The sequence below is a fragment of the Microbacterium gawkjiense genome, from assembly GCF_031932225.1.
Taxonomy (GTDB): domain Bacteria; phylum Actinomycetota; class Actinomycetes; order Actinomycetales; family Microbacteriaceae; genus Microbacterium; species Microbacterium gawkjiense.
The window spans coordinates 785487-811572 of record NZ_JAUZVV010000002.1 but is presented as its reverse complement, the minus strand read 5'-3'; the positions used below and the strand labels follow the sequence as shown (position 1 = coordinate 811572).

At 73.3% G+C, this 26086-nt stretch carries 17 protein-coding genes; 2 read left to right on the top strand and 15 right to left on the bottom strand.

Features of this window, described 5'->3' with window-relative positions; translation table 11 throughout:
* Window positions 1-15 precede the first annotated feature (15 nt).
* The 11 genes from Q9S71_RS12070 to Q9S71_RS12020 are packed head-to-tail and all read right to left on the bottom strand — an operon-like array spanning window position 16 to window position 18003.
* Window positions 16-744, bottom strand: a complete 729-nt coding sequence (locus Q9S71_RS12070) for an FHA domain-containing protein (protein WP_311863282.1) — start codon at window positions 742-744, stop codon at window positions 16-18.
* 17 nt (window positions 745-761) lie between these two features.
* Window positions 762-1244, bottom strand: a complete 483-nt coding sequence (locus tag Q9S71_RS12065; protein ID WP_311862561.1) for a hypothetical protein — start codon at window positions 1242-1244, stop codon at window positions 762-764.
* A complete protein-coding gene (locus Q9S71_RS12060) occupies window positions 1237-2082 on the bottom strand; it encodes a PP2C family protein-serine/threonine phosphatase (RefSeq protein WP_311862560.1) in 846 nt (281 codons plus the stop codon). The genes Q9S71_RS12065 and Q9S71_RS12060 overlap by 8 nt, the downstream gene beginning before the upstream one ends.
* The gene (locus tag Q9S71_RS12055; RefSeq protein ID WP_311862559.1) at window positions 2079-3233 is read right to left on the bottom strand and encodes an FHA domain-containing protein; all 1155 of its coding nucleotides are present in this window, start codon (window positions 3231-3233) and stop codon (window positions 2079-2081) included. The genes Q9S71_RS12060 and Q9S71_RS12055 overlap by 4 nt, the downstream gene beginning before the upstream one ends.
* A gap of 57 nt (window positions 3234-3290) precedes the next feature.
* The gene (locus tag Q9S71_RS12050) at window positions 3291-5774 is read right to left on the bottom strand and encodes a transglutaminase-like domain-containing protein (RefSeq protein WP_311862558.1); all 2484 of its coding nucleotides are present in this window, start codon (window positions 5772-5774) and stop codon (window positions 3291-3293) included.
* Window positions 5771-7120 carry a DUF58 domain-containing protein gene (locus tag Q9S71_RS12045; protein ID WP_311862557.1) on the bottom strand — a complete coding sequence of 450 codons (1350 nt, stop codon included), beginning with the start codon at window positions 7118-7120 and terminating at the stop codon, window positions 5771-5773. The genes Q9S71_RS12050 and Q9S71_RS12045 overlap by 4 nt, the downstream gene beginning before the upstream one ends.
* On the bottom strand, window positions 7117-8109 hold the full coding sequence (locus tag Q9S71_RS12040) for an AAA family ATPase (protein ID WP_064001698.1): 993 nt from the start codon (window positions 8107-8109) through the stop codon (window positions 7117-7119). Before Q9S71_RS12040 ends, Q9S71_RS12045 begins: the two co-directional genes overlap by 4 nt.
* A 32-nt stretch (window positions 8110-8141) precedes the next feature.
* Window positions 8142-14108 carry an Ig-like domain-containing protein gene (locus Q9S71_RS12035; protein ID WP_311862556.1) on the bottom strand — a complete coding sequence of 1989 codons (5967 nt, stop codon included), beginning with the start codon at window positions 14106-14108 and terminating at the stop codon, window positions 8142-8144.
* Window positions 14109-15263 carry a serine/threonine-protein kinase gene (locus Q9S71_RS12030; RefSeq protein WP_311862554.1) on the bottom strand — a complete coding sequence of 385 codons (1155 nt, stop codon included), beginning with the start codon at window positions 15261-15263 and terminating at the stop codon, window positions 14109-14111.
* Window positions 15260-16372: an FHA domain-containing protein gene (locus tag Q9S71_RS12025; RefSeq protein ID WP_311862553.1), complete on the bottom strand. Its 1113-nt coding sequence runs from the start codon at window positions 16370-16372 to the stop codon at window positions 15260-15262. Before Q9S71_RS12025 ends, Q9S71_RS12030 begins: the two co-directional genes overlap by 4 nt.
* Window positions 16373-16398: 26 nt before the next feature.
* Window positions 16399-18003, bottom strand: a complete 1605-nt coding sequence (locus Q9S71_RS12020; RefSeq protein WP_311862552.1) for a dolichyl-phosphate-mannose--protein mannosyltransferase — start codon at window positions 18001-18003, stop codon at window positions 16399-16401.
* 23 nt (window positions 18004-18026) lie between these two features.
* On the opposite strand from Q9S71_RS12020, the gene rsmI reads away from it, so the two are divergent.
* On the top strand, window positions 18027-18857 hold the full coding sequence (rsmI, locus tag Q9S71_RS12015; RefSeq protein ID WP_311862551.1) for a 16S rRNA (cytidine(1402)-2'-O)-methyltransferase: 831 nt from the start codon (window positions 18027-18029) through the stop codon (window positions 18855-18857).
* Here the strand turns inward: rsmI and Q9S71_RS12010 are convergent.
* The 4 genes from Q9S71_RS12010 to Q9S71_RS11995 all read right to left on the bottom strand — a co-directional run bounded on the left by Q9S71_RS12010 (window position 18847) and on the right by Q9S71_RS11995 (window position 24863).
* A complete protein-coding gene (locus Q9S71_RS12010; protein ID WP_311862549.1) occupies window positions 18847-19779 on the bottom strand; it encodes a sugar ABC transporter permease in 933 nt (310 codons plus the stop codon). The genes rsmI and Q9S71_RS12010 overlap by 11 nt on opposite strands.
* Window positions 19779-21386: an ABC transporter permease subunit gene (locus Q9S71_RS12005; RefSeq protein ID WP_311862547.1), complete on the bottom strand. Its 1608-nt coding sequence runs from the start codon at window positions 21384-21386 to the stop codon at window positions 19779-19781. Before Q9S71_RS12005 ends, Q9S71_RS12010 begins: the two co-directional genes overlap by 1 nt.
* Before the next feature lie 67 nt (window positions 21387-21453).
* The gene (locus Q9S71_RS12000) at window positions 21454-22698 is read right to left on the bottom strand and encodes a sugar ABC transporter substrate-binding protein (protein WP_064001706.1); all 1245 of its coding nucleotides are present in this window, start codon (window positions 22696-22698) and stop codon (window positions 21454-21456) included.
* 143 nt (window positions 22699-22841) lie between these two features.
* Window positions 22842-24863, bottom strand: coding sequence for a beta-galactosidase (locus Q9S71_RS11995; protein WP_311862545.1), 2022 nt, complete (start codon window positions 24861-24863; stop codon window positions 22842-22844).
* A gap of 185 nt (window positions 24864-25048) precedes the next feature.
* Between Q9S71_RS11995 and Q9S71_RS11990 the strand changes: the two genes are divergently transcribed.
* A complete protein-coding gene (locus Q9S71_RS11990) occupies window positions 25049-26062 on the top strand; it encodes a LacI family DNA-binding transcriptional regulator (RefSeq protein ID WP_311862543.1) in 1014 nt (337 codons plus the stop codon).
* Window positions 26063-26086 lie beyond the last annotated feature (24 nt).

Sequence of the window (26086 nt, the reverse complement as noted above, 5' to 3'; positions counted from 1 at the left end):
CCTGCCGGACCCGGCTCAGCGGTCGGCGGTCTGCGGGGCGTCCAGCAGCGGCAGGTCGGCCGCCGTGACCAGGCGCGAGAGGACGGCGTGTTCGACGAGGCGCGCGCGCCGGTTCGTCGCGAGCTTGCCGGCGCCGCCGCGCAGGCCCTGCACCCCCTCGCGGTCGAACTTGTCGCACACGTTGTCGAGCTTGCGGTTGAACGTCGTGAGCGGCCAGCCCAAGCGCTCGGCGGCCTTCGCCGAGGTGGGGATCTGACTCGAGCCCATCATCCCGCCGCGCAGGATCGGCTCGCACAGGGCGATGAGCAGCAGTCGCTGGCTGGCCGTCAGCGGGACCGCGCCGATCGTCGTGCCGCCGTCGGTGCTGTCGCCCTCGAGCGGGGACGTGCGCCCCGTGAAGCGGGCGGCGCCGTTGCGGATCGTGAACTCGTACGTGTACGCGCCCGCCGTGAACATGACGGCGAGCTCGGGGAACACGAGCGGCACGCGCGTTCCCGGACCGAGCATCGCCTGGTAGGCGCCGTCGGCCGTGGCGAGCGCGACCGAGATCGACCTTCCCGTGTTGGTCAGCCACCACATGCCCTGCGACGACTCGATCTCCAGCAGCCGGCGGTGCAGGTACGGGTTCGTGTCGATGACGAGGTCCGCGTCGCGACCGATGGAGAAGGTCTCACCCGGCGTCGGATGGAACCACTCCCCGCAGAACTCAATCCCGAGCTCGGCGGCCTCCGTCTCGGCCGTCATCTCGATGTCTTCCGTCATCACATTCCCCCTTGAACGAGCACGACGATGCCCCAGACGGCGCCGGCGACGACCGCCGTGCCGACCAGACCGACGAGCAGCAGCAGCCCTCTGCGCGACCGGCGCGCCGGTGCGGGCGCCGGGGACACCGGGGGCGCGACCGGGGTCCGCACGACGCGTGCGGCGGGCTCGCCGCGCCGAGGCGCGTAGACCGGCTGCGACACGAGCGTGCCCGGCGCCGAGGCGGTCCGCGGCGTGTCGGCGCGGCCGTGCGCGATGGACGTCCCCGCCGTCGTCGTGGGCCCGACGCGTCGGGCCGTCGCCCGGGTGCCCTCGTCGGTGCGCCGCTCGGCGAGGAGCGTCTCGTCGGCGTCCTCCGGTGCCGCGACCGGACCCGTCTCGGCTCGACGTGCGACGAGCCGGGTGTCGTCGTCGCGCTCGGCCCGCAGCTCGCGGCGCGTGCGGGGCGCGAGGCGCGTCTCGTCCTCGAACGGGTCAGTCATGGCGTCTCCGCCGCGACGGCACCGTCTCGACCTCGATCGTGCCGGTCGCGGGTTCGCTCGTGACGAGGCCGCCGGTCGTGTCCTCGAGGCGGGGGTGGATGCCGCCCCCCACCACGTCGACGACGATCGCCGTCACGTTGTCGCGGCCGCCGTGGGCGAGCGCCTGCGCGACGAGCGCCCCCGTCGTCTGCGCCGGGGACGCGCCGCTCAGCAGGCCCGCCCGGATCGCCTCGTCGGTGATCTCGCCCGAGAGGCCGTCGGAGCAGACGAGGATGCGCTCGCCGGTGACCACCGGCAGCAGCCAGAAGTCGGCGGGACTGCGCTCGCCGCCGACGGCGCGGGTGATCACGTTGCGCCCCTCGAACGTCGACATCTCGTCGCGGGTCAGGCGCCCGGCATCCACCATCTCCTGCGCGATGGAGTGGTCGACGGTCACCTGCTCCAGGCGCTCGGAGATCAGGCGGTACACGCGGGAGTCGCCGATGTTGACGACGAGCCACCGGGGCTCCCCGCCCTGCTGCACGGCCACGACGCCGGTGAGCGTGGACCCGGCGCCGCGGGTGGTGCCGCGGGCGATCGCGCCGACGGCGCGGTGGGCGGCGTGGACGGCCTCGGCGACCTCCTCGGGCGCGACGTCGCCGCGGCCGACGAACCCCCGGAAGGCGTCGACGACGGCGGCCGCGGCGCGGTCACCCGCCTCGTGACCGCCCATGCCGTCGGCGACGATGAACACGGGGAAGCTCGCGAGGTGCGCGTCCTCGTTCACCCGACGCCGCAGTCCGGTGTCGGTGAGCGATCCGCTGATGACCTCGACGTGCAGCGGGCGGGGGGAGGTCATCGGGCTCCCACGTCGAGGAACAGCTCCGCGTCGCCGAGGAGGAACCGCCCCGAGACGGGGACCGGCGTGCCCACCGCGATCTCGGCGTCGCCGTCGCCGACGATCACGCCGTTGGTCGAGGACAGGTCGGTGATGCTCCAGCCGTCCTCGCCGCGGCGCAGCAGCGCGTGCGTCTTCGAGACCGTGCGGGTCGCGTCGTCGACGGGGACGGGCTGGGCACCGGGCGCCTTCGCCGGGGGTGTCGGATTGCGACCGAGGACGACGAGATCGGCGGTGAGCGGGACCGTCTGCCCGTTCGGGAGCCGCAGCGAGGCGCTCGGGCGTCGGTGCGCCGCCAGCACGGTGTGCTCCTCGACCTCGGTCGCCGCCGGGGCGGGGGCGGGCGGCAGCGGCGCCGCCGGCGTGGCGGCGGGAGCCGCGGAGGGGGCCGGCGCGAGCGGCGGCGGCGACCACGGCGTGACCGGCGCGGCGGCGGGGAACGGGGTCGTCGAGGGCGGCGCGAACGCGGTCGTGTCCGACGGGACGGATGCCGCGGCCGTCGTCGGCTGCGCGTCGCCCGCGAACGGCGTCGGCGGCAGTCCGGTGCGCGGCAGGCCGTGCCACCGCGCCGAGCCCCACCCGATGACCGAGGCCCAGACGGGGAACAGGAGGACGCCCAGCACGACGAACCCGCCGCCCCGCTCGAACCCGCGGTTCAGGGGGCCCATCATGCGGACGAGGAGGATGATCGCTCCCGCCGCGAAAAGGAGCACGAGGACGAGCGGCACCACCGTCGCGCCGAGGAGCGCCCCGGCGGCGTCGCCGCCCGAGCCGCCAAACGCGGCGTTCTGCGCCGACGCGACGAACACCGCGTTGAGGACCGAGGCGAGGATCGTGGTGAGCAGGCCCCCGCCGACGAGGACCGCCGCCCACCATCCCTTCATCCCGGCCACCTCGAACAGGGTCCAGAGGTTCAGCACCGGGATCCAGGCGCGCGCGGCGGGTCGGTCGACCTTCCGGAAGACGGCGCTCAGCGCGAGGGCGGTCCACACGTAGACACCGGCGGCGAGGACGAGCTGGACGAACGCCACCAGCAGCGACGCGACGGCGAGACCGGCGGCGGCTCCGGCCGCCTCGGCAGCCGTCGTCGCGAGAGGGATCTCCGTGGTCATGCTCTGCATCCGTCCTGGCCCTCCGTCATCGATTCCGTCGATCCCGCACCGCACACCCTATCGGCGCGCGGCCCGTCCGCGCGGGAGCAACGAGCGCAGCGACAGGCGCGCGCGCAGCCGCGCCCAGAAGCCCTTCTCCGCCGCGAAGCGCGCGCGTTCGGCCGCGACGATCCGCCAGAACTCCTCGTTCTCGGCCGCCGTCGGCGGCATCACGTCGAAGACCGACCGGTCGGCCCACGTCGCCAGGCGGGTGCCCGCCGCCTCCTCCGCGTCGCCGGCGAACAGGCGCGCGAGCTCCTGGCGCGTCAGATGGGCGGGGGCGGGGTACCCGTGGTCGACCGCCGTGTCGACGTACTCGTCCCAGCCGCCGGTGAAGCGCGCGGCGACGTCGCCGCGCCGGCGGCCACGCCGCCGCAGCGCCTTGACGGCGACGATCGTGACGAGCGGGCCGAAGAGGACGATCACCGCGAGCAGCGAGACGCCGCCCACGCGCACCGCGGTCCACAGCGCCGACAGGTCGCGCTCCTGCGGAGCGGCCTCGGGGGCGCTCTGATCGCCGTCGGAGGGCGACGCGTCGGCGGGGAGCACCGGCTCGGCGTCCTCTCGGCTCACCTCGGTCGGGTTCTCGGGATCGCGCCGCTGCTCGAGATCGGGAGACGGGAAGCTCTCGTGCTGGGGGGTCACGTCGACGGGGAGCCAGCCCCCCGCGGCATCCGCCACTTCGATCCACGCGGCGAGATCGCCGCCGCGGCACCGTCCCTCGTCGCACACGGGCAGGTCCTCGTCCGAAGCGAGTCGCGTCCCCACGACGACCCGGGCGTCGAACCCGAGCTGGTCGGCGATGAGCATCGCCGCGACCGCGAATTGCTCGTCGTCGCCCACGGCGGCCACGAGGTCGGCGTCGGTGCCGCCGGGCGCCTGCGCCTCGCGCTCGAGCAGCTGCGTGAACAGCGTCCCGATGCGGTCGGCCGAATGCCCGGCGCGGGAGGGCTGGAAGCCGGCCCCGCCGAGCTCCCGCATCCAGGCGGGGACGGAGCCTCCCGGCAGCTGCAGCGCGTGGCTCAGGTAGCCGCGGCTACGGAGGCGGTCGACGAGCGTCTCGAGGGCCGCGCCGCCCGTACCGGCATCCTGGCTCTCTATCCACTCCGTCAGCGAGGCCGGGACGACCTCCGCCGGCAGGGACGGCCCGCTGCGGGACGGGGTGAGGGATGCCACGGGTCCCGCCGCCTCGGAGGGGGATGCGGCGAGCCGGTAGGCGTCCCCGGTCTGCAAACCGTTCCCTGCGATCTCGATCGCGGCACCCGTGGCGGCGTTGTGGAAGAAGCCGTCCGCGAGCTCCGCCGCGCGGGGACCGTCGAACGACACGGCGCGCAGGTCGCCGACGGTCGGCACCCAGATCCCCGTGCCGGCGTCGATGCGCACCGTCACGGCGATCTCGCCGGTGCCGGCCGGGTCGAGCCGGGACGGGACTCGGGTGAACGCCGTCGCCGGGTCGGCGAGGCCCGCCTGCGGGTCGACCGCGCGCACCGTCCGGCCGTCGTAGGAGGGGAGCGTCGCGAGCCGTACCCGCTCGGCGCCGGCGGCGGGGGAGACGGTGAAGAGGGGTTCGTCGAAGCGGTCGTCGCCGAACGAGGCGCGGTACGCGGCGAGCGGGCTCGGCGCGCGTTCGAGCTCGAGCACCGGGTCGACGACGCTCCGCGCCACCTCGCGCGGCTGGTCCGCGAGCGCCCACGGCCCCCACAGTGCGGCGACCGCCGCGGCCACGACGACCATGCCCGTCGCGGTCCCGACGCGCGCCGCGAGCCCGCGCCGGCGGCCGCCCGGGCCGCGCGCCACCCCGGAGGCGGCGGCCGCCGTGGCGAGGGCCCGGCGTCGGTCGTGACCGGACCGCCACACCACCGCGACGAGCGCCGTGAGGATCGCGGCGACACCGAGCAGGGTCTCGGGCTGCACCGCGACCGGGCCGAGCCGCACGGGCGAGGCGAGCGAGCGCGCGCCGAAGGCGACCCCGAAGACGGTGGGCAGGAGCGCGAGGGCGACCGCCGGCATCCACCGCCGACGACTGCGCCACGCGATCGACAGCGCGGCTACCGTGCAGCCGAGGAAGAGGAAGAGGGCCGGGGCGAGTGTCGCCTGATACGACCCGAGCGGGAGTTCGAGGGTCAGCAGGTCCTTCCACCCCGTGACGGGGGCGGTCGCGACGTCGACGAGGGCGTCCACGGCGGCGTCGGGCGAGGCGAGCGACACCGCCGCGGCCACCGGCACCCCGAGCGCGATGTACGCGCCGAGGGCGGCGAGGGCGACCCACCAGCCGGACCAGCGCCAGCGGGTGCCGAGGGCGGCCACGAGGTGACCGGCGGCGATGCCGACGGTCAGGGCGACGACGAGGGCGGTGCTGCGGTAGATCGGCCAGGTCGCGACGGCCCCGACGGCGAGGACGAGATCGAGGACGAGCGCCTGGCCGACGAAGAAGCCTGCACGCGACGGGTTCCGGCGCCGCCGGGCCCGGCGCGGCGGGACGACCTCGACTGGGGCGGTCACGACTGCGCGCCCTTCGCGAGCAGCTGACGCAGGTCGTCGAGCAGCCCGATGGAGATGACGGTCATGCTGCCGAGCCGCCGGATGCCGGGCTCGGCCGTCGGCGCGCACACGAGGGCGACGACGGCCACCTCGGGGCCGAAGGCGAGCGCGGCGCTCTGCAGTTGCGTGGGGGTGAGGGGCGATCCGCAGACGAGGAAGGCGATCGACGCGTCGCCGTGGCGCGTCGAGGCGAGCGAGGCGACCTCGCGCACCGGACTCGGGTTCACGCCGCGGTCGAGCCCGGCGAAGTCGTCGAGCAGGGTCCGGGTCGAGATCGTCGTGAGCGTTCGGAAGGTCCGCATCCGGCCGCGCGCGAATTCGGGGATCTCGGCACCGGTCACGACGGCGACGTCGCGGCCGTCGCGGATCCCGCGGACGCCGATGGATGCCGCGGCGCTGACCGCGAGCTCGAACTCGTCGTCGTCGGCGAACTCGTCGCCGCCGCGCCCGACCACGAGGATCATGCGGGAGCGGCGGGTCTCTTCGTACTGGCGCACCATCATGGCGCCCGTCTTGGCGGTCGACTTCCAGTGCACCTGACGGGGGGAGTCGCCCGGGACGTAGGGGCGGAGCGCGTGGAAGGAGAAGTCGGCGTCGGCGATCGTCCGCGAGGGGCTTCCCTCCAGGTCGCGGATGAGCCCGGTCGCGGAGCTGCGCAGCGCCGTCGTCACCGGGTGCACGTAGAGCGTGTGCGTCTCCTGCCACGTCGCTTCGCGGGTGAGGATGCCGAGGGGGTCCCCGCGGACCGTGCGCGCGGGGCCGACCGTCACGATGCCCCGTCGGCGCGTCGGGATGACGACGGTCTCGGCGATCTCGTGCCGGGGTCGCAGCAGGGGGACGTGGACGTCGACGAGCCCGTCGCCGACGGGGAGGTCGACGCGACCGGGCAGGGCCGTCCGGCGGCCCACGTTCGCCACGACGAGCCGCCCCTCGACGGGTGTGCCCGCCACGACGCGGTCGTGGGCGAGGCGCAGGGTCACCTCGTAGGCGCGCGCGCCGAACAGGAACGGCACCGACAGGAGCAGCAGGAGCGCCGCCGCCCCGCCCGCGACGGCGAACTCGAGCAGCCCGAAGGCGAGGCCGGCGGCGAGTCCGATCACCGCCACGGCGACGACGACCCAGCCCGCGGGCGAGACGGTGTCAGCGACGGAGCGCCCCACGCGGGCGGCCGCGCGGCGCAGTCGGCGCCACCCGTGCAGGCTCCGGACGGCGAGCACGGTGGTGCCCCGTCCGGCCTCGAAGCCCGTGCGGGTGTACCCGGTCGCCGCCGACGTCCGGGCCAGTCGCGACTCGGTGGACGAACTCACACGTTCTCTCGCTGACCGCGGTCGTCGGCGCGCTCCTGCTGCGAGGGCGGCACGACGTCCAGGAGCACCTGGCCGACGACCGCCTCGGCGGTGACGCCGTCGAACTCCGCCTCGGGGTCGAGGATCAATCGGTGCGCGAGCACCGGGACGGCGAGCGCCTTGACGTCGTCCGGGGTCACGTAGGTCCGGCGGTGCGCGAGCGCCCACGTGCGGGCCGCCTTCGTGAGGGCGAGGGCGCCGCGCACACTCACGCCCAGGCGCACCTCGCGGGCGAGCCGGGTGGCCTCGACGATGCGCGCGATGTAGTCCAGGACGAGGGGGTTGAGGTAGCCGCCGCGGGCGATGTCGGCCATGCTGACGACGCCCTGCGGCGTGATGACGGGGCCGACCTCGCGCGGGCCGTCGCCGGACCCGTCGAGGATCCGGATGGTCGCGGCGCGGTCGGGGTAACCGAGCGAGGTCTTCATGAGGAAGCGGTCGAGCTGCGCTTCGGGCAGCCGGTAGGTGCCGGCCTGCTCGACAGGGTTCTGGGTGGCGACGACGAGGAAGGGGACGCCGACGCCGCGCGTGACGCCGTCGACGGTGACGTGGCCCTCTTCCATCACCTCGAGCAGCGCCGACTGCGTCTTGGGCGACGCGCGGTTGATCTCGTCCGCCAGCACGACGTTCGCGAAGATCGGTCCCTGGTGGAACTCGAACTCGCCGCGGCGCTGGTCGTAGACGGTGATCCCCGTGACGTCGCCGGGGAGGAGGTCGGGGGTGAACTGGATGCGGGAGCTCGTCCCCTGCACCGAGCGCCCCATCGCGCGGGCGAGCGACGTCTTGCCTGTCCCCGGGTAGTCCTCGAGCAGCAGGTGCCCCTCGGAGATCATCGCCGTGAAGGCGAGCTCGATGACGTGGCGCTTGCCGAGCACGACCTGCTCGACATTGTCGACAAGCTTCGTGAAGGTGTCGGCGAACCAGGCGCTCTGCTCCTGGGTGATCGTCATCTCGGTCCTCTCGGGTCGCGTGGCGGGGGAGGTCATGGTCCCTCCGTGCCCGGCGGCGTGGTCTCGGTGGGGTCGGTGGGATCCGGGTCCGTGGGGGGAGGTTCGGCGGGCGGCGGGATCTGCTCGCAGTCGACGCCCACCGTCAGCTGGTCGAGTTCGCGCAGGGCACCGGTCCACCGGATCGTGTACTCGACCCGCAGCGGTCCGAGTTCTCCCTCGGTGACATCCTTGCGGACGGATGCCACGTCTCCGCCGATGCCGCTCGGGAACCAGTCCGGGGTGTCCTCGTCGGACCGGCACGACGGCAGGTCGCTCGTGGCGACGAACACGGGCCAGTCGGCGCTGCCGCGGGCGGGCACGATGGGGGTCGGGTCGGAGCATTCGACCTCGATGCCGACGAAGGTGTCGCACCACTGCGCGGCCCACCGGTCGCCGGGCTCGTTCGGACGCGGGGCGAACGCGTCGACCACCTGCCCGTTGCGGAGGTACCGCAGGCGCGCGTCCTCGAACGGCGGCGCGCCCGGATCGCTGTGGGCGCTCGCCGCATACGTGAACCCCGACCCCTGGTCGCCGGTCGGGGTGGGCGACACGGTGTAGGTGAGCTCGCCCGGTGCGCTGACGTTTCCCGTCGGTCGGGCGGTGATCTCGCCCGTGGTCACCCCGAAGCCGTCGCGGCCCTGATACGTGCTCGTGACGCAGGCGTAGACCGTCTTGGAGCGGAAGGGCTCTGCGGGGAAGGTCCGGCGGGACTCGCGGCTGTCGGGGGTGCAGGCCGCGGCCGACTCGTCGCTGAATCCGAACAGCGGCTCGGTGCCGTCGCTCTCGGCGGTGACCTGCGCCGTGACGGTCATGGAGTCGGAGGTCGTCGTCTGGGTGAGGGTCACGGTCGGGGCTCCGACGCCGTGGGCGCGCAGGTCGAGGGAGCGCCCCTCGCTCGACCCGCCGGCGACGCGGGGCAGTTCGAACTCCGTGAGCGGGGTCGCCGTCAGGGTCTGCGCCTCGTTCGAGCCGATGCGGTAGCCCGTGAAGACCGCCGTGCCGTCCCGCACCGGCTGGGTGGCGCTGCCGGCGACGCCGCCCTGCAGTCGCACGCTCCCGGTCGTGTCGTCGAGTCCCGTGATCGTGACGGTCGCGCGTCCGCCGTCGCGGCCGTTCGGCACGGGGTCGAAGCTCGCTCCGGTCGGCCGCGCCGGGGGGCGGTACGACCACGCCTCGGTGCGGACCGTCCCGCGGGAGGTGCCCACGGCGTTGACCGCCCGGACCTCGTAGACCCGCTGCTCGCCCACGGGCGCGGCGATGGGCTCGCACCTGCCCGAGGCCGGGCACGAGGCGACTTCGCGGCTGCCCGTCGTGATCCGGTACCCCTCGACGGCCGGGTAGGAGGCGGCATCCGAGGTCACCCGCAGGGTCACCGAATCCGCCGTGTAGGCGGTCCATTCCAGTCGGGTGGGGTCGGCGGGCAGTCCCCGCAGGTCGAGCACGACCGACCCGTTGCGATCGCCGCTGGACTGGCGGCCCTGGGCGTCCTCGACGACGAAGGTCCCGGCGCAGCGCGCCGCCCCCTCGGCATCCGATCGCCAGCTCGCCCGCACCGCGCGGTCGCCCGCGGGCGCGAAGCTCACCCCGTCGCAGTTGCCGGCGCTCGACGCCGCGACCACGCGCAGGGGCGTGCCCGGGAGCGGGTTCACCTCGCCGTCGGCGCCGATCACCTCGATCGTGCACGAGGAGCGCCCGTCGGACTGCGAGCAGGCCTGCACCGCCGATCCGCCGCGCGGGAGCGCCGAGGGGGACGGGCCGACGGTGAGCACGAGGCTCGCGGGGCTCGCGTCGGGGTGGCTCGGGAGCGAGACGCGCACCTGCTCCTCGCGGCCGGGACGCGCCTCGTCGAGGGCCGTCACCGAGACGACGGCGCCGTCGGCGGCCACCTCGAACTGGTCCCCGCGGTAGGCGACGTCGAAGACGAGGGCGTCCTCGTCGGCGACGCCCGCCCACCGCACCATCCGGGTGAGGTCGTACGTCTGGGTCTGGCCGGGACGGACGGCGAGCGAGGCGCTGCGCAGGGACGGCTGCGGGATCTCCGCCTCGACCTCGACGGGGAGCGTGAGATACGTCGGCTGGTCCTGGCCGGCCACGCGGGCCGCCACGATGCAGGAATCCCGCCAGGGTGCGCCGCGCCCGGCCGTGTACCGCACGACGGTACCCGACACGACGCGGCAGGAGGCGTCCGCGCGCGCCCCGCCGGCCTTCGTGCCGTCGGCGTCCACGACGAGGACGGCGTCGTCCGGCAGCGCCACGAGGTCGGCGACGTCCGTATCGACGCTCTCGCCCTCGCGCACGCGCAGCGGGTCGACGTCCGCGCGCAGGGCCACCCGGATGTCGTCCGTCCCGGGCACCCGCAGGAAGCCGTACGTCGTGACCTCTGTGCCGTCGTACGCGGTCCCTGCGACGGTGAAGGGGATCAGCCGGGTGCGCTCGGGGAGCGGCCCCGAGATCCGCCAGCCCGACACGCGGAGGTCCCGCTGTTCGCCCCACAGCCGCAGCGACAGTCCCGACGGGTCTCCCGCATTCCAGGCGACCCGGCCGCTCAGGACGTCGACGCCACGGGTGAAACCGTCGCGCTCCTCGATCGAGAGGACGGTGTCGGAGATCACGGGATGATCGGGGACGGGGTCGCGGACGACCTTCACCACGAGCAGCCCGATCGCGGTGTCGCCGTCGGCGTTGGACACCTCGTACGAGTACGAGAAGGTTCCGAGGGCCGTCCCGGCCACGACGGTCACGGCGCCGTCGTCGGCGACCGCGATGCGCTCGGAAAGCGCGGCGTACTCGGGACTGTCCTCGGGCGCGTTCGGCGTGACGCCGGTCAGGTCGAGCGTGCTCCCGAACGGGTCCACGTCGTTGTCGGCCGGGCGGATGACGACGGTGCTGTCGGCTCCGGCCTGCACCTGGACGTAGTCGCTGAACGTGACGGGGCTCGGGTCGCTCTGCTGGGCGATGACCCCGATGCGCACCTCGCCGGTACCCGTGCGACCCCGGGCATCCTTCACCCGGTACTGGAACCGCACCTGCCCCGCGGCGCCGTCGCGGCTCGTGTAGACGATCGACCGGCCGTCGGCCGAGATCGACGCCGAGCCTTCGGCGGGCTGGGTCGTGATGGCGTCGAGCGAGACGTCGTCGCCGTCGGGGTCGACCCCGTACCGGTCGAACGCGATCGCGACCGATTGGCCCGCGACGACCCTTCCCTCGAGGGTGCGGGGGACGGGGTCGCGGTTGTCGTCGCCGCCGGTGACCGTCACCGTGACCCGGGCGGTGTCGACCACCTCGGGGAAGCCGAGGCGGTAGATCGTGTACGTCAGCGCGTAGGTGCCCGCCTCGCGGGGCGCCAGGTAGCGCAGCATCCGCCCCGAGGCGAAGGCGAGGCCGCCGCCGGTCTCGTTCACGATCGACGACGGATCGATCGCGATGAGCGCGCCGGCGGGGGCGTGGTCGTTCTCCAGCACCGGGATGTCGATCTGCGTGCCGCCGCGCACCGTCACCGTGTCGTCGACGGCGATGGGCGGTTCGGCGGATCCCGCCGGCAGCAGGATGACGGTGACCTCGCCCTCGGCCAGCGGAGCGCCGCCGTCGCGGCCGTCGGTGAGCCCGTAGCGCACGACGCCGAGGCGGCCCGGGCCGCCGTCGTCGGTCGTGCCGCTCACCCGCAGCAGGCTCTGGCCGACGAGGTCGACGCTGAGCGCGGCGGTCGGGTCGCTGTCGGGGCGGATGTCCTCGAGCAGCAGGACGACGCCGGCGGGATTGGATGCCGCCGACGCCACGTCGATCGTGGTGTCCTCGCCCGGGCGGACGAACGCCGTCAACGGGGGCGTCGTCACGACGGTGTCGTCGGGGTCGCGGACCGTGATGCGAGCCAGGGCGGAGGCTTCGCCCGCGCCGTCGCGGACGGAGTACTGGACGACGTAGGACCCCGCCTCGCGGGCGTCGAAGGTCATCCGCAGCGCCGACGCGTTCGGGGTCACGGTCGTGCGCGCGGTGTCGAGGGCGACGAGCGAACCGATCGTCAGCGCGCCCGAGGCGCCGCTCACGTGGGGGGAGAGGTCGATGTCGAGCGGCTCGCCCACGACACCCGTCGCCGCGAACGACTCTGCGCGCAGCTCGGGTGCCGGGGTCACGCGGATCGTGACGGCCTGCGTCGTCGTCGCGCCGCGCGCGTCCGAGACGACGACCGACACGGGGATGCTGGCGGCCTCCGTCGCACTCGGATCGGGATGCTGGTAGGTGAACTCGCCCTCGGGCGAGGTTGTGGCCGTCCCGACCGAGGGGGCGCCCTCGATCCCGGCGAGGTAGACGGGGTCGCCGTCGGGGTCGACCCAGCCGCGCAGCAGGTCGGCCGACACCGTGCCGCCGGGAGCCACGGACGGGGCGGGCCAGGTGGCGAGGCATCCTTCCACCCCGCACCAGACCGGCGCCGCGTTGTCCTCCTCCGCGACGACCCGCAGGGTGACAGTCGCGTACTCGGAGAGCCGACCGCCGGCGGACGTGCCGTCGGTGACGCGGTAGCGGAAGCTCGTGGTCCCGGTCGCGTCGGGCGCGACGCGGAACGCCAGCTGCTGCTCGGCGCCGGTGACGGCGACGGAGCCGAACGCCGCGTCGACCCCCTCGATGCCGCCGACGTCGATGCTGAGGACGTCCTCGTTGGGGTCGTGATCGTTCAGCAGAACGGGGAGCAGGGCGACCGAGCCGGCGCGCACCCCGAACGCGTCGTCGACGGCGACGGGGGGTTTCGGGTCGAGCACCCGCTCGACGGGATCGTCGTTCTGCGGCGCGGCCTCGCTGGTGTCCTCGACCCGCCACTGCTGCGACGACGGGATGAGCGCGCCGTCGGGCAGACGCCACACCCAGCCGGAGCCGCGATCGTTCAGGGCCAGGCGTGAGCCGTTGCCGATGAAGACCGGGTCGACCCCGTCGCCGATGTCCGCGCCGGCGTAGTCGAGCGGCGTCGTCTCGGCCGGACGGCTGCTCGACCACAGCGTGCCGCCGGCGGCGCCGTCTCCGAGCCACGCGGCGTGCACGACGCCGTCCGAGGCCACGGGGACGGCCGGTGTGCCGAGGCCGGGGGAGTCCAGCACGCGCTCGGGATCGCCCGCGCCGAGGGGGATCCGCGTGACGCCGCCGGGGTCGGCGATGACGACGGCGTCCCCCGAGGTCGCGGCGCGCTGCAGCACCGCGCCGCTCACGGGCGTCGTGTCGGCGAGGTCGTCGCGGTCCTGCACGGCGACCTCGCCGGTCGCGACGTCGTACAGCACCCAGCGGCCGTCGACGGCGCTCACCTGTGCGTCGACGGGCGAGATCGGGGTCGGGTCCTGCCCCAGGATGCGACCGGTCGCCGCCTCGGCGCGCACGACCACGCTCTCGGCCGCCGAGTAGGCGTAGACGACACCGTCGGCGTCGACCGCGACGGCGGATGCCGCGAAGCGCGGCGCCTGCTCGCCGGGCTCTCGTTCCACCTCGGCGTACGGGTCGATCGGCGAGGCGGCGCCGCCCCCCGACAGCGTCGCCCCGAACACGCCGCCGCCCTCCGTGCGGTAGACGAGGGCGTCGCCCGCGGAGACGATCTCGACCGTGCCGGCGGGCGTCGGCGAGGAGGCATCCTCGTCCTCACCGGTCAGGTCGGCGGGCTGGGCGAGATCGACGTCGGAGAACGCCGACCCGCCCTCGCTGAAGACGAACAACCGGTCGGCGGTCTGCGCGACCTGGGTGCCGTTGACGACCTGTTTGACGGTGTCGACCTCGGCGAGGTCGAGGTTCACCCGGGCGTAGCCGCTGCCGGCGCCGGTCTGGAGCGCCCAGACCGTCGGGTCCTCGACCGGCGTCTGCTGGGCGTCGTAGCCGGGCCACACGACGGCGAGCGTGCCGACCACCGCGACGATCGCGGCGACCGCACCGGCGCCGATCCACGTCGATCGGCGCACGCGAGGCCGGTCGGGCTGGGGTGAGGACATTCAGCCCGCCCCGCCGAGGAGGAGGAAGGTCACCCCGGCGCCGGCGCCGGCCAGCACGATCCCGCCGATCGCCAGGGCGACGACGGTTCCGCGGCGCATCCGCGGGGCCGGTTCGGCGCCCGCGAGCACCGTGCCCTCGTCCGGGCGTCGCGGCGAGGCGGCGCGTCGGCGCTCGGGACGCGCGGACGCGTGGGCGACGGTCGGCCGCACGGGACCGCGGGGACGGTCGTCGGCGAAATCCACGTGGGCGCCCGCGGACGCCCACTCGTCGACGGCGACCTCGAGCGGGGTGTGCGGGAGCCCCATCCGGTGCTGGATCATCTGCAGGTCGTGCGCGAAGGCCGCCGCCGAGGGGTGGCGCGCGGCGGGGTCGCGGCTGAGGGCGCGCGCGAGGACGGCGTCGAGCTCGGGCGGCATGTCGGCGCGGCCCACCGGCGTGTAGACCGCCTTGCGGATGCGGGCCTTCAACTGCTCCCGGGTGTTCTGGCCGCGGCCGGGACGCTCGAACGGGCTGCGGCCGGCCAGCAGCGAGTAGACCGTCGCCCCGAGACTCCACACCTCGGCGGCGATGGAGCCGGAGATCCGCTCGTCGACGATCTCGGGCGCCGACCACGGCACGGACATCGCGAAGACCTCTTCGGTGTCGGGCCTGCCCTCGACGGCGGCCGCGATGCCGAAGTCGGAGAGCACGGGGGACCCGAACGCCGTCACGAGGATGTTGGAGGGTTTGATGTCGCGGTGCAGCAGGCCCGCCCGGTGGGCGGTCTCGAGGGCCGACCCGATCTTCACGCCGAGCTGCAGCACCTCCGCGACCGGAATCTCCTCGCGGCGGTACCGGTGCGTCAGCGACGTGGGGCAGTACTCCATGACGAGGTAGGGACGGCCGTCGGCCGAGACGGAGGCCTCGTGGATCGTGAGGATCGAGGGGTGCGCGCTCAGGCGGGCCATGACGTCGGCCTCGGCGTTGAACATGCGCAGCACGTTCTCGTCGACGAGGTCCTCCAGCAGCACCTTCACGGCGACGGGACGGCGGGGCAGGTTCTGCTCGAACAGGAACACGTCCGCGAAGCCGCCCGCGCCGAGCGGCCGCACGTAGGTGAAGCCCGACAGTCCGGGCGGGGTGGAGGGGAGTCTGCTGGACACGCCGTGCGTCATCCCGCCGTCAGCGGTCCGGCGGTGTCGAACACGGCCGTCACGCCGTCACCCAGGTCGAGTTCGGTTCCGAGGGGCACCCGCGACGCCGCCCCGCCGCGCAGGAGCGCCGCAGCGCCCGTCGGCGGCCGGACGATCGTGCCGTTCGTCGAGTCCAGGTCGCGCACCACGAGCGTGTCGCCGTCCAGGACCGCTTCGAGGTGCGTCCCCGAGATCTCCTTGCGCGGCGAGGGTACCGGTTCGATCCGGGCACCCGGGTGGCGTGCGGGTCGCGGGCTGCGGCCGAGGACGACGGGACGGTCGAGCGGCACGCTGCGCCCTCCCGGCAGTCGCAGCGCGTACGCCGTCGCAGCGGATCCGCGTCGCGACCCGAACAGCGTCCGGTCGTCGGGCGCGTCGGTGACGGCGGCCGGCCGCTCGTCCTCGCGGAGGAAGTCGGGGAGCTCCAGCTCCTCGTCGTCGTCGAACGGACGCGCGAACAGGCTGCGGTCGACCGAGATCGTCTGCAGGACGTCGATCTCCTCGCCGCGCGCGGGTGCGGCGTGGGGGGCGGGCGCGGCGGGGTCGACGGTCGGGATCGCGACCGTCACGGGCGCCGCCGTCCCGCGGGGCGCCTCGCCCGCGGCGGCCGGGGTCACGTCGGCGTCGGGCTCGCGCCCGGCGGGGAAGGGGCGTCCCCACGACAGCTCGTCGGCGCGCGTGACGCCGAGACCCAGGGGCAGCAGGTCACCGCCGGTGCGTCCGGATCCGAGCGCCAGACGGATGCCGACGGCCCCCGCCAGCGCCGTCTCGATCCACGTGCGCGCATCCGCGCCCGAGACGCGCGTGCGGTCGGAGGTCTCGACGATCGCCGCACCGCGCACGGCGACGCGCACCGCATCCGCGCCGTCGTCGGGGAACTCCGCGACGGCGAAGTCGGGCAGGTCGTGGATGCCGCCCGCGACGAGCACGCTCAGCACGTCCTCGAGGACGGCGGTGTCGGCGGCGGCGGCGTTCCACAGCCGGGCGATGACGCCCTCGGCGACACCGGAACCGAGCAGGATCGCGAAGCGGTCGCCCGCGATGGCGTACCCCGCCTCGGCGGCGAGCGTCGGGGTGGGGTAGCGGAACACGCCCCCAGCCTACTGACGGGCGGTGCTCAGACCCATCCCGGCAACCAGTTGTGCACCCAGTAGAACTCGTACGGGATGCGCATCGCGGACCACAGCGGGTACCAGAACGCCGAGACCGCGACGATGACGCCGAGGATGACGAGCACCGTGCGGCGCCCGACCGCCCGCCGGTCGGGGTCGGCCTGCGGCGATCCGGCGATCTCCCGCAGCGCAAAGGTGAGCGCGAGGATCAGGAAGGGGAGGGTCAGCACCGTGTAGAACTGGAAGATCGTCCGGCTCGGGTAGAACAGCCACGGCACGTAGGTCGCGGCGATGCCGACGAGGACGATCCCCGCGCGCCAGTCGCGCGTGCGGACGCCGTGCACGGCGAGCCACAGCACGGCGAGCACCCCGAGCCACCACAGCAGCGGGTTCGGCATCGAGTAGAGGATCTCGATGCAGCCGCGTGCACTCGCGCACCCGGCGACGCCGTCGGCGGTGCTGTTCGCGTACATCGACGTCGGCCGCAGCAGCAGGGGCCACTGCCACGCCGGACTCGCGTAGGGGTGCGACGAGGTGATCTCCGCCGTCGCCGTGTAGATCGTCTGGTGGTAGTGCCAGAGGTTCTGCAGCGGCAGCGGCACCCACGACCAGAACCCACGGGCCGGGTTCGCGTCGACGGCGTGCCGCTCGTAGCCGCCGTCGGTCGTGAGCCACGTGGTCCACGAGGCGAGGTAAACGAGGACCGCCACCGGCACGAGCACCACGAATGCCGCGGCTCCCTGGCGTATGGCATCCGCCGGCCAGAAGTGGATGCCGAGCCGTCGCCGCGCGAGCGCGTCGCTCACGACGACGTAGAGTCCGAGCGCCGCCAGCACCCACGCGCCCGACCACTTGACGCCGCACGCCGCGCCGCCGGCGATCCCCGCGGCGAACAGCCACGGTCGCCCCCACCGCACGGGGCCCCACCAGGCCGCGCGGCCCGCGGCATCCCGTTCTCGCATCGCCGCGGCCAGACGGTCGAGGTGGTGACGGCGGTCGATGAGGACGAACCACACCGAGAGCAGCACGAAGAACGTGAGGAGGATGTCGAGGATCGCCACCCGGCTCATCACGATCGCGAGCCCGTCAACGGCCATCAGGCCGCCGGCGACCGAGCTGAACAGCACCGACCGGGTCAGCTGCCAGGCGATGAGGTAGAGGACGAGGACGGCGAGGGTGCCGGCCACGGCGACGGCGCACCGCCACCCGAACGACGAGGTCGGGCCGAACAGGGCCATCCCCGCCCCGATGAGGAACTTGCCGAGCGGGGGATGGACGACGAAGCTCGGTGCGTCGAGGAAGATGTCCGTCTCGCCGTCCGTGAACCGGGCGTCGGCGCCGTCTGGCCAGGTGGCCGCGTACCCGAGGTTCCACTGACTCCAGGCATCCTTCACGTAATACGTCTCGTCGAAGACGATCGCGTGCGGGTGGGCGAGGTTCCAGAAGCGCAGGATGCCGGCGAGCAGGGTGACCGCCAGCGGGGCGAGCCACGCGAGTCGGCGGCGGAGCATCACGTCGGCCGCGAGTCGCCGCCGGGCATCGTCGAGACGGACGCCGAACCTCTGCCGCGCGGGGACCGCGGGCAGGAGCGGTTCCGCGGTCGAGCTCACGGCGACCAGCCTATGCTGGGGCGGTGCTGATCCTCGCCGCGACCCCCATCGGCAACCTGGGCGACGCGACGGGGCGGCTGCGCACCGCCCTCGAGGAGGCGACGATCGTCGCCGCCGAGGACACCCGGACGACGCAGCGCCTGCTGCAGGCGCTCGGGATCGCCAACCGCCCCCGCCTGGTGGCCCTGCACGACCACAACGAGAAGCAGCGGGCCGCGGAACTCGTCGCGCTCGCCGCCGACGAGGACGTCCTGCTGCTCAGCGACGCCGGCATGCCGACGGTCAGCGACCCCGGGTACGCGGTCGTGGCCGCGGCGGTCGAGCAGGGCGTCGATGTGACGGCGCTCCCCGGTCCCAGCGCGGTCATCACGGCGCTCGCCCTCGCAGGGCTGCCGACCGACCGGTTCACGTTCGAGGGGTTCGCCCCGCGCAAGGCGGGGGAGCGGCGGACGGTCTTCGGTGCGCTCGCCTCCGAGGCCCGCACGATGGTCTTCTTCGAGGCGCCGTCCCGCCTGGCCGACACGCTCGTCGCGATGGCGGAGGCGTTCGGCGCGGACCGTCGCGCCGCCGTCTGCCGCGAGCTGACGAAGCTGCACGAGGAGGTCGTGCGAGGCCCGCTCGGCGAGCTGGCGGAGTGGGCCGCCGCCGGCGTCCGCGGCGAGATCGTCGTCGTCGTCGAAGGGGCGAGCGTCCGCGCGGTCAGCGAGGACGACGCACTCGCCCAGGTGCAGGCGCTCGTGGCCTCCGGCATCCGCTTGAAGGATGCCGCCGGCGAGGTCTCGCGCGAGACGGGACTCCCCTCGCGAGACCTCTACCGGGCCGCCGTCGCGGCGAAGAAGCCGCTCAGCCCTTGACGGACCCGGCGGTCAGCCCGCCGACGATGTAGCGCTGCAGCGACAGGAACAGGGCGAGCACCGGCACCGAGGCGAGGATCGCCCCCGCGGCGAACAGTCCCCAGTTGCTGGCGAGCTGGTTCGACACCCACTGGAACATGCCGACGGCGAGTGTCCAGTTGTCCTCCGAGACGAGCACGATCTTCGCGATGATGTAGTCGCCGAACGCCGCGATGAAGGCGAGGAGCCCCACGACCGCGAGGATCGGGGTCACCAGCGGCATGATGAGGCGCCAGAAGATCTGCGCGTGCGTCGCGCCGTCGATCTTCGCCGACTCGTCGATCTCCATCGGGATCGTGTTGAAGAACCCGTACATGAGGAACGTGTTCACGCCCAGCGCGCCGCCGAGGTAGACGCAGATGAGGGAGAGCTTGGAGTTGAGCCCGAGCACCGGAAACACCTCGCCGAGGGTCAGCAGCATGAGGAAGATCGCGACGAACGCGAGCGCCTGCGGGAACATCTGCACGATGAGGAGCGCCGTCAGGCTCACCCGCCGCCCCGCGAAGCGGAACCGCGAGAACGCGTACGCCGCCGCCGCGCCCATGAGGACGGCTCCCGCCGCGGACGCGCCGCCCACGAGCAGGGTGTTGCCGTACCAGGCCCAGTAGCTCGTGCCGCCGAGCGCCGTGTAGTTGCCGATGTCGACGACCGAGAAGAGCGCGTTGGCCGCCGAGAGGGTGCCGTTCGGGTTGAACGACGCCGACAGGACGTAGACGAGCGGGAACATCGCGTAGAAGAGGATGCCGGCGGCCACGAGGTACTTCCAGCCGACCTCGAGCACCCAGCGCTTGCGCTGACCGGGGCGCCGCGCGGCGGGACGGGCGGAGCGAGCGGACCCGGTCGTGATCGCCGCGGTGGTGACGGCGGTGGAGGGAGCGGACATCACTGGTACTCCTCGAGCTTCTTGGTCTGACGGAACGCGAGGGCCGACACGACGCCCACGACGAGGAACACGAGGATCGACAGGGCGCTCGCGAGGCCGTAGTCGGCCGCGCCGCCGGAGACTCCGGAGATGTCGTAGATCGCGGAGATGAGGATGTCGGTGTAACCGAGCGCGTACGGTGCGCCGGGGATCGCCGGCCCGCCGTTGTTGAACATGTAGATGATCGTGAAGTTGTTGAAACTGAACGCGAAGGACGAGATCAGCAGCGGCGCCGTCGAGACGAGCACGAGCGGCAGGATGATCGCGCGCAGCTGGCGGAACCGGCCCGCGCCGTCGATCGAGGCGGCTTCGAGCGCGTCCTGCGGCAGCGCCTGCAGCGCACCCGTGCACACCAGGAAGTAGTACGGGTAGGTCAGCCACACGTTGACGAAGAGCACGGCGGCGCGGGCGAGCCACGGGTCGCCGAGCCAGTCGATGTTCTGGCCGCCGAAGAAGAACTCGTTGATGACGCCGAACTCCGCGTTGAACATGCCGCGGAACAGCAACGCGGACATGAAGGCGGGGAACGCGTAGGGAAGGATGAACAGCGTCCGCAGGACCTTCCGTCCCCGCACCCGCGGATCGTTGAAGATCAGGGCGAAGACGAGGCCCATCGCGAACGGGATGAGCACCGACAGGACCGCCCAGGCGAAGGTCCACCCCGTCACGAGGCCGAGGGGTTCCAGGATCGCCGGGTTGGTGAACAGCTCGACGAAGTTCGCGAACCCGACGTTCACGACCCACCCGGTCGGGAGGGCGGTCCCGTCGTCGGCGACGAAGTTGCCCGTGGGGGTCGCGTGGTAGACGAGGCCGGTCGCGCTGTCGGTGATGGTCTGCGCCTCGGCATCCCACGTCATCGTCGACAGGTACACCGCGCCGCTCGACCCGTCGCGTGTGCGGATCGACCCGTCGTTCGGGTCGTCGGACACGGGGACGCGGAGGTCGACGACCGCCTGCTGCGTCGCCTGGTCGCCGATGATCTGGTTGCGCGGGACGACGTTCCAGCCGGGCACCTGGGTCGCGGCGCCGGAGGCGGGGGCGGGGCCGACCGCGCTGAGCGGCTCGTCGGCGGAGCCCGCCAGGATCTCGCCGTCCTCGACGACAGCGAAGCCGAGCTCGCCGCCGCGCTCGACGACGGTGAGGGGGAGGGTGGGTGCCCCCTCGACACGGCGCTCGCCCTGGGCGAGGGAGGCGGCGACCGCCTGCTCCTGCGAGCCGATGTGGCCCGCGCCGTAGTTCGTGAAGGCGATGTAGCCGGTGTACAGGAAGATGAAGACCTGGAACACGAGCAGGAACGACAGTCCCGGGAGCAGGTACTTCAGCGGCAGCGCGCGCTTGGTGAAGTACACGACGTCGGCGGCGAGCAGCAGCGCGACCGCGACGCCGAACACGATCCAGGACTCCGCCTGGAACGCGGCGATGATGCCGAGCAGGCCCACCGCGTTGATGAGGCCCATCAGGACCAGCTTGACCAGGAAGCCCCAGCCGGGACCGGACCAGCGCCGGGCGTGCGACTCGGCGGGCGCGGGCGCCTCTTCCGGTGGGGCGGGGCTCTGCAGAGCCGTCATGTCGTCTCCCTCTCGAGGAAAGTGGTGCCCGGGGGCGGGGGAGATGCGCCCCGCCCCCGGACGGATGTCAGCCGATCGTCGCCTCGAGGTCGGAGACCATCTTGGTCCACGTCCCCGCGGGGTCGGCGCCCTTGATGATCTGCACCTGGGCGGCGTTCCACAGGTCCCAGACCGAACCCATCTGCGGGATGTTCGGCATGGGGACGCCGTTCTGCGACGACGCGACGAAGCCGGCGATCACGGGGTCGGAGGAGACCTCCTCGGCGAGCTCGGACCACGCCGGGATGCGCGGGTCGGCCTCGTAGAGGGCCTTCTGCGCGTCGTAGGTGGCGAGGTACTTCGTCAGGAACTCCTGCGCGACGAGGGCGTTCTTGCTCTCGGCGGAGATGTAGAAGCCCTGCACGCCCACGAACGGCGATGCGGTCTCGCCGCCGGCCGAGGGGATCGGGTTGACCTTGATCTTCGCGCCCTGCGCGGTCAGCGTCTCGACGGCCCAGGGACCCTGGATCGTGTACGCGGCCTTGCCGGAGGCGAAGAGCTCGTTGTTGGTGTCGTAGTCGATCGTGGTCGAGATCTCGCCCGAGCCCTTCTCGCCGTGCTCGCCCAGCCAGGTCGCGAACGCCGTGCCGGCCTCGCCGCCCATGCCGACCTCGCTCGTGTACGAGCCCGAGTCGTCCTGGACGAACACGGGCGCACCGAACGAGGTCTGCAGGCCGTACATCGTGTAGGCGTCACCGGTCTGGCCCGCCGTGTTGATGACGAACGGACGCTCGGCGCCCGACTCGGTGCCCGCGGCGATCATGTCGTCGAAGGTCGCGGGGGCGTCCTCACCGACGAGGTCGGTGTTCTGGATGAGCGCGATCGTCTCGAGCGAGTACGGCAGTGCGTAGGTCTGGCCGTCGTAGGTGAACGCGTCGGTGGCGACCTTCTCGAAGTTCGCCGCGGACTCGCCGAGGTCGACCGTCGAGACGACACCGGCCTGGACGAGGCTGCCCAGCCAGTCGTGCGCGCCGATCGTGATGTCGGGGCCCTCACCGGTGGGGACCTGGTTGGTGAAGTCGTTGCGGATGTCCTCGAAGTTCTTCTGGACGAGTTCGATCTTCGCGCCGGTCTCGTCCTCGAACGTCTTCGCCGCCGCCTCGATCGCCGGCTTGCGGTTCTCGTCGGTCCAGACGGTGAGGGTGACACCGCTCGCGTCGATCGGCGCCTCCGACTCCGCGGGAGCCGGGGCGGTGCCGGTGCTGCTCGCGCAGCCGGCCAGCAGGAGGGAGCCCGCCGCCAGTGCGGCGAGGCCGATACCCATCTTGCGCATGGATCTTCCTTCCGGATGTGGTCGATCCGGCGGGCCTCTGGCGAGGTCGCGCCGTCACGACCGGTGTGTGATCGCCGCAGCCGGGTGGCCGCGACGGGTTTTCTCTCAGTGCGTTCGACGGTGTCCCGTCGCGGGACGATCGGTCATCGATCGCCCCGGGGAGCTGTGTGCGCCACACGGACGACGGCGACGTCGCCCCCGGGGAGCACCAGCGTGTCCCGGATCTCGGCCTGCGTGAGCAGGTCGGTTCCGGAGGTCGTGAGCGACACCTCGTCGGTGCCGTGGTTGATGGCGACGAGGTAGTCCGCTGCGTCGCCGCGGCGGAGGATCGTCTCGACGCCGTCGGGCGTGCCGGGGACCGCGATGCCGGCGTCGGCGTAGACCTCGCGCATGATGGCGAGGAGGCCCTCGGCATCCGGTCGTGTGCTGATGTACCAGCCCACGCCCTCGCCGTGCCCGTGGCGGGTGACCGCCGGGCGTCCCTCGGCGGGTCCGTCGGTGTAGACGGCGCGGACCTCGGCTGTGGTGACGACGAGGTCCTCCTGCCAGACGTCGGCCGTGAAGTGCTCGTCCCCGAAGCGGATGCCGGCGACATCGCCGTGGCGCAGCGGCAGGTGCTCCTCGACGCGGACGCCGAGGGCGTCCTGCAGCACCGCGCCGTACCCGCCCGGGTGGACGGCGTCGTTCTCGTCGACGACGGCCGAGAAGAACGAGACGACGAGCGTGCCGCCCTGCGCGACGTAGGCGGTGAGGTTCGCGGCATCCGCGGCGGTCAACAGGTACTGCGAGGGCACGACGACCAGGCGGTAGCGCGAGAGGTCGTGACCGGGGAGGGCGAAATCGACCGTGAGGTCGTCGCGCCACAGCCGCTCGTAGAAGGCACGGATGCGTTCGTCGTGGCTGACGTCCTCGGACGGGCGCCACTCGAGGTCCTGCGCCCAGAACGACTCGAAGTCCCAGAGGACCGCGACGTCGGCCTCGACCCGCGACCCCTGCACCTCGGCGAGACGCCCCAGCTTCGCGCCGAGGTCGACGACCTCGCGGAAGACGCGGGACTCGACGCCGGCGTGGGGGAGCATCGCGGAGTGGAACTTCTCGGCGCCCGAACGTCCCGCGCGCCATTGGAAGAAGAGGATGCCGTCGGCCCCCCGGCCGAAGTGGCTCAGCGAGTTGCGGGCCATCTCGCCGGGACGCTTCGCGACGTTCCGCGGCTGCCAGTTGACGGCCGACGTCGAGTGCTCCATGAGGATCCAGGGCTTCCCGCCCCCGACCGAGCGGGAGAGGTCCGCGGCGATCGCGAGTCCGATCTCGCCCTCCTCATCGGCGGCCCACAGGTAGTGATCGTCCGAGACGATGTCGACCTCGTCGGCCCAGGCCCAGAGGTCGACGCCGTGGTGCTGGTTGGCCATGAAGTTCGTCGTGATGGGCTGCGCCGCGTGCCGGCGGATCGCGTCCTTCTCGATGCGGAAGCACTCGCGCAGCATCGCGTCGGTGTAGCGGGCCCAGTCGAGCTTCTGCGCCGGGTTGATCGTCGAGGGTGCGGTGGCGGGGGCGCCGACGTGGTCCCACTCCTCGTAGTGCTGACCCCAGAAGGCGGTGCCCCAGGCGGCGTTGAGCCCGGCGATCGTGCCGTACTTCTCCTGCAGCCACCGCCGCCAGGTGCGGACGGCGTGCGGGGAGAAGTCCTCGCCCACAGGCACGCCGTACTCGTTGTGGATGTGCCACAGGACGACGGCGGGGTGGTCGCCGTACCGTTCGGCGAGGGCGCCGGCGATGCGCGCGATCGCGGCGCGGTACTCGGCAGCGGAGTGCGAGACCATGCCGCGGGCCCCGAAGCCGAGCGGGACGCCGTCCTTCGTGACGGCGCGGGCGTCCGGGTACTGCGCGAAGAACCAGGCCGGGGGAGAGGCGGTGGGGGTGCCGAGGTCGACGGCGATGCCGTTCGCGTGGAGCAGGGCGATGACGTCGTCGAGCCACCCGAAGTCGAACTCGCCCTCGCGGATCTCGAGGAGCCCCCACGAGAAGATCCCGATGCTGACGAGGTTCACGCCCGCCTCGCGCATGAGGCGCATGTCCTCGTCCCAGACCTCGCGCGGCCACTGCTCCGGGTTGTAGTCACCGCCGTAGGCGATGCCCTCCAGTCGCGGCCAGGCGGGGCTCGTCATGCTCGGGTGCCATCCTCATCGATCGGGCGTGTCACGGCGCGGCCTCCGGGGATCGGGGCTGGGACCGGTAACAGGTTCGTTCGGAGTCTATGCGGCCGTCGCGCGCGACCCCGGCCCCGTTACCGAACTGTGACCGGTCCCAGGTCGCGACGGAGCGGGCGCCTCACCGGGTATAGAGTCGGCGCGTGGTCCTCCCCTCCGAGCGCAGACGTCCCACCATCCGCGACGTCGCCGAGGTCGCCGGTGTCTCGCACGGCACCGTCTCCCGGGTCATCAACGGCGGCCGGTGGGTCTCGGAGGCCTCGCGCATCGCGGTCGAGGCGGCGATCCAGGCGACGGGCTACACCGTCAGTCACGCCGCCCGCGCGCTCGCGACGGGCCGGGCGAACTCCGTCGCGTTCCTCCTGACCGAGCCTCAGCACCTCCTGTTCGCCGACCCCACCTTCGCCCTGCTGCTGCGCGGAGCGACCGAGGCGCTCGCCGCCCGCGACATGACGCTCGTGCTCCTCATCGCCGAGCACCCCTCGCAGTACGCGAACATCGAGCGCTACGTCCGCGCCGGTCACGTCGACGGCGTCCTGCTCATCTCCTCGCACGAGTCCAACCCGCTGCTGGCCGCCCTCACGAGCGCGGGCGTGCCCACCGTCTGCTCCGGCGTGCCCCTCGGCGACCGTGCGCACGTCCCGACCGTCTCGGTCGACGAGGAGGCCTCCGCGCGGGCGATGACCCGGCACCTGCTCAACCGCGGGTACGAGCGGATCGCGATCATCACCGGCCCCGACGACACCCCCGGCGGACGCTACCGCCTCGTCGGGTTCCGCGACGAGATGGGGGAGCGGTTCGACTCCGCGCTCGTCGAGCAGGACGTGTACTCCAGCGACGCCGGGGAGGCCGCCATGACGCGTCTGCTCCAGCGCGCCCCCGACATCGATGCGGTCTTCGCGGCATCCGACGTCATGGCCGTCGGCGCGATCGCCGCCTTGCGCAAGGCGGGCCGGCGTGTCCCCGACGACGTCGCGGTCGCGGGCTTCGACGACTCGGGGCTCGCGGCGACCACCGATCCGCCCCTCACGACGATGCGCCAGCCGTGGACGGAGATCTCGCGCCGGATGGTCGAGGTGCTGCTCGAGGTCATCGACGGCGGCGCGGGGGAGTCGATCGTCCTCCCGACGACCCTCGTGCCCCGCGCCAGCGCCTGAGCGCCCGTCATGATCGGCGGAGGC